The sequence below is a fragment of the Mesorhizobium sp. M7A.F.Ca.CA.002.09.1.1 genome, assembly GCF_003998555.1.
GTDB classification, from domain to species: domain Bacteria; phylum Pseudomonadota; class Alphaproteobacteria; order Rhizobiales; family Rhizobiaceae; genus Mesorhizobium; species Mesorhizobium ciceri.
The window spans coordinates 1-4177 of record NZ_RZRR01000493.1; the positions used below are offsets into that span (position 1 = coordinate 1).

General features: G+C 64.7%; 2 protein-coding genes. Both read left to right on the top strand.

The genetic code is table 11. The features are described 5' to 3' along the window. The first annotated feature begins 362 nt into the window (after positions 1 to 362). Positions 363 to 1937: a trimethylamine methyltransferase family protein gene (locus tag EN994_RS20430; protein ID WP_127307760.1), complete on the top strand. Its 1575-nt coding sequence runs from the start codon at positions 363 to 365 to the stop codon at positions 1935 to 1937. Between the two features lie 58 nt (positions 1938 to 1995). Further along, positions 1996 to 4177 (top strand): FAD-dependent oxidoreductase (locus EN994_RS20435; protein WP_164746036.1); only part of this gene is annotated, 2182 nt, incomplete at its 3' end.

Consider the following 4177-nt stretch of genomic DNA (forward strand, 5'->3'; position numbering starts at 1 on the left):
GGCGAGCTCAGCCCTTGCGCGGCGCCAAACATGGCAAGTGCCGCGGTGACGCCGGCAAGCGCTGCCCATTGCGTTCCTGCTTCGCCTTCGCTCGAGCCGGTCGCGACCATGCTGCCATCCAGATGAACTGCTGGCCATCAGGCCGGCAAGCCAAGTAGCTATCGGTTCGATCCCCGGAAGGAAAGGGCCGGCCACCGAAATCCGCTTGCTCCAACGCGGCAACCTGATCAAGCCGATGTCGCGGCCGGGCACCTGCCGTTCCGGCATGTCGCTTCCCTCGCCCTAGTGGTCGTCGCCTCCGCAATGGCCGGACAGCCGCCGGTCCATTATGCCGCCCGCTATCGCATCCCACGAGGACCATCATGACCGCCGCCCTACAACCCTCAGAACCGGCATTGGCCACCGACCGCGCCCGTCGCGGCGGCCGCGCTGGAAAGCGCGCCGGCGGCTCAGCCGCGTTCGAGCAGCCGGCTTTTCGCCAGTTGAAGAACCCGCTGGCGCCAACCAGGCTGGTGTCCGACGACGAGCTGGAATCGATTCACCTCGCTTCCCTGCGCGTGCTGCGGGAAATCGGCGTCGACGTGCTGCATGATGAGGCCCGCAGCATCATGAAGGCGCATGGCGCCGACGTGCGTGACGGCTCAGAGCGGGTGCGCTTCGACAGCGACATGATCCTCGACCTGGTGTCGCACTGCCCGTCGGAATTCACCATCCATGCCCGCAATCCTGCGCACAATGTGCGCTTCGGCGGCAACAATGTGATCGTCTCGATGATGGCGTCGGCGCCCAATTGCTCCGACATCGATCGCGGCCGCCGGCCCGGCAACCAGCAGGACTACCGCAACTTCCTCAAGCTCGCGCAGATGCACAACATTCTGAACTGCACGGGCGGCTACCCGGTCGAGCCGACCGATATCCATCCATCCGTCCGCCATCTCGAATGCATCCGCGATCTCAGCGTGCTCACCGACAAGGTGTTCCACATCTATTCGCTCGGCAAGGAGCGCAATGTCGACGGCATCGAGATCGCCAGGATCGCGCGCGGCATCAGCCACGAGCAGATGCTCGAAGAGCCGTCCGTCTTCACCATCATCAACACCAATTCGCCGCTGAAACTCGATGTGCCGATGATGGAAGGCATCATCCAGATGTCGAGCAAGGGCCAGGTCGTCGTCGTGACGCCGTTTACCCTGTCGGGTGCGATGGCGCCTGTCACCATCGCCGGCGCACTGGTGCAGCAGAACGCGGAGGCGCTTGCCGGCATCGCCTTCGCCCAGATGGTGCGCAAGGGCGCCCCCGTCGGATATGGCGCCTTCACCTCCAATGTCGACATGAAGTCGGGCGCGCCGGCCTTCGGCACGCCCGAGAACACCAAGGCCAACATTGCGTCAGGGCAACTGGCGCGGCGCTACGGGCTGCCCTACCGCACGACGCCGGGCTCGGCTTCCAATGCCGCCGACGCGCAGGGCGCCTATGAGACGCTGATGGCACTGTGGGGGGCGGTGCTCGGCCACGGCAACCTCGTCTACCACGCCGCCGGCTGGCAGGAGGGCGGGCTGACGGCGTCGTTCGAAAAACTCATCATCGATGTCGAGATGATCCAGCATATGATGGAGTTCTTGCGCCCGATCGAAGTCAATGAGGCGGAACTCGCCGTCGAGGCTTTGGGTGCGGTGCCAACCGGTGGGCATTTCTTCGGCGAGCCGCACACGCTGGAGCGCTACGCCACTGCCTTCTACCAGCCGATGCTGTCCAACTGGCAGAATTACGAAGCCTGGCAGGAAGCCGGCGGCCTCGACGCCACGGCACGCGCAACGCGGCTGTGGAAGAAAGCGCTGGAGGACTATGTCGAGCCGGTGATGGATATCGCCGTGCGCGAGGCGCTAGAGGCTTACATGGCCAGGCGCAAGGAAGCGATCGGGCAGGGCGAGCCGTGATCGTTCCCAGCTTGAATCCATTCACCCATTCAACTCACTGATATCAGAGAAAAAATCCATGAAATCGCATGCAAAGGTCGTGGTCATTGGCGGTGGCGTCGTCGGATGCTCCGTGTTGTTCCATCTCGCCCGCCACGGCTGGACCGATGTTGTCCTGCTCGAGCGCGACGAGCTGACCTCAGGCTCGACCTGGCACGCGGCCGGGGGCATGCACACCATCAATGGCGACCCCAACGTCGCCAAGCTGCAGAAATACACGATCAATCTCTACAAGGAGATCGAGGAGCTTTCCGGCCAGGCGACCGGCGTGCATCTGACCGGTGGCGTGCTTCTGGCAGCGACCGAGGCGCGGCTCGACTGGCTGCGCGGCGTCGTCGCCAAGGGCCGCTATCTCGGCATCGAGCTCGAGGAGATCTCGCCCAACGAAGCGGCCGAACTGATGCCGCTGCTCGATCCCAAGCAGTTCGTCGGCGCGGTCAGGAACAAAGAGGACGGCCATCTCGATCCCTCCGGCGTCACCCACGCCTATGCCAAGGCCGCGCGGAAACTTGGGGCGGAAGTGGAGCGTTTCACCAAGGTCGAGGACATCGTGCGGCGCCCTGACGGACTGTGGCGGGTCATCACCAACAAGGGCGAGGTGGTGGCCGAGCATGTCGTCAACGCCGGCGGCCTGTGGGCGCGCGAGGTCGGCCGCATGGTCGGCCTCGAACTGCCGGTGCTGGCCATGGAGCACATGTACCTGATCACCGAGGATATGCCGGAGGTCGCCGCCTGGAACGCCAAGACCGGCACCGAGATCATCCACGCGGTCGACTTCGACGGCGAGCTTTACCTGCGCCAGGAGCGCGGCGGCATGCTGATGGGCACTTACGAAAAGGCCAACAAGCCATGGTCCGAATACCAGACGCCATGGAATTTCGGCCATGAATTGCTGGCGCCCGACATCGACCGCATCGCGCCGTCGCTTGAGGTCGGCTTCCGCCATTTCCCGGCCTTCCAGAACACGGGCATCAAGCAGATCATCAACGGGCCTTTCACCTTCGCGCCCGACGGCAACCCATTGGTCGGGCCGGTGCGCGGGCTGCCGGGCTTCTGGGTCGCCTGCGGTGTCATGGCCGGGTTTTCGCAAGGCGGCGGCGTCGGCCTCGCTTTGTCGAACTGGATGATCGAGGGCGATCCCGGCGCCGACATCTGGGCGATGGATGTCGCGCGCTACGGCGACTGGGCGACGATGGCCTATACCAACGCCAAGGTGCGCGAGAATTATTCCAGGCGCTTTTCGATCCGCTTCCCCAATGAGGAGCTGCCCGCCGGGCGGCCGCTGAAGACGACGCCGGTCTACGACCTGCTGTCGGCCAAGGGTGCGCAATGGGGCGTTGCCTATGGGCTGGAAGTGCCGCTGTGGTACGCGCCGGAAGGCGTCAAGGACGAATTCTCCTGGCGCCGCTCGAGCGATTTCACGCAGGTCGCCAAGGAGGTCGCCACAGTTCGCGACGGTGTCGGCCTGTCGGAGATTTCGAGCTTCGCCAAATACAAGGTGACGGGTGAGGGAGCGGCCGCCTGGCTCGACCGGATGCTTGCCTGCAAACTGCCCAAGCCCGGCCGCATGACGCTGGCGCCGATGCTGAAGGAAGACGGCAGACTGATCGGCGATTTCACCCTCGCCAATCTCGGAAGTGAGGGCTGGTTCCTCGCCGGCTCCGGCATCGCCGAGCAATACCATATGCGCTGGTTCGAGAAGCACCTGCCTGACGATGGATCGGTCCGCATCGAGTCGCTGGGCGCGAAGCTCACCGGTCTGTCGATCGCCGGCCCGAAGGCGCGGGATGTGCTGGCAAAGGCGACGCGCTCGGATGTCTCCAACGCGGCCTTTTCCTTCATGGCCATTGGCCGGATGGATATCGGCATGGCGCCGTGCCTGGTCGGCCGTGTGAGCTATACCGGCGATCTCGGCTACGAGATCTGGGTGGCGCCGGAATACCAGCGCGTCGCCTATCAAGCGCTGATGGCGGCGGGCGGGGAATTCGGCATCGGCCTGTTCGGCTCGCGCGCGCTCAATGCGCTGCGGCTGGACAAGAATTACGGCTCATGGGGGCGCGAGTACCGGCCGATCTACGGGCCGCTGGAAGCGGGGCTCGACCGCTTCGTTGCTTACGGCAAGGACGCCGATTTCATAGGCAAGGCCGCGGCGCTGGCCGAGCGCAGGCAGGGCGGCAAATTGCGCCTGCGCGCTTTTATCG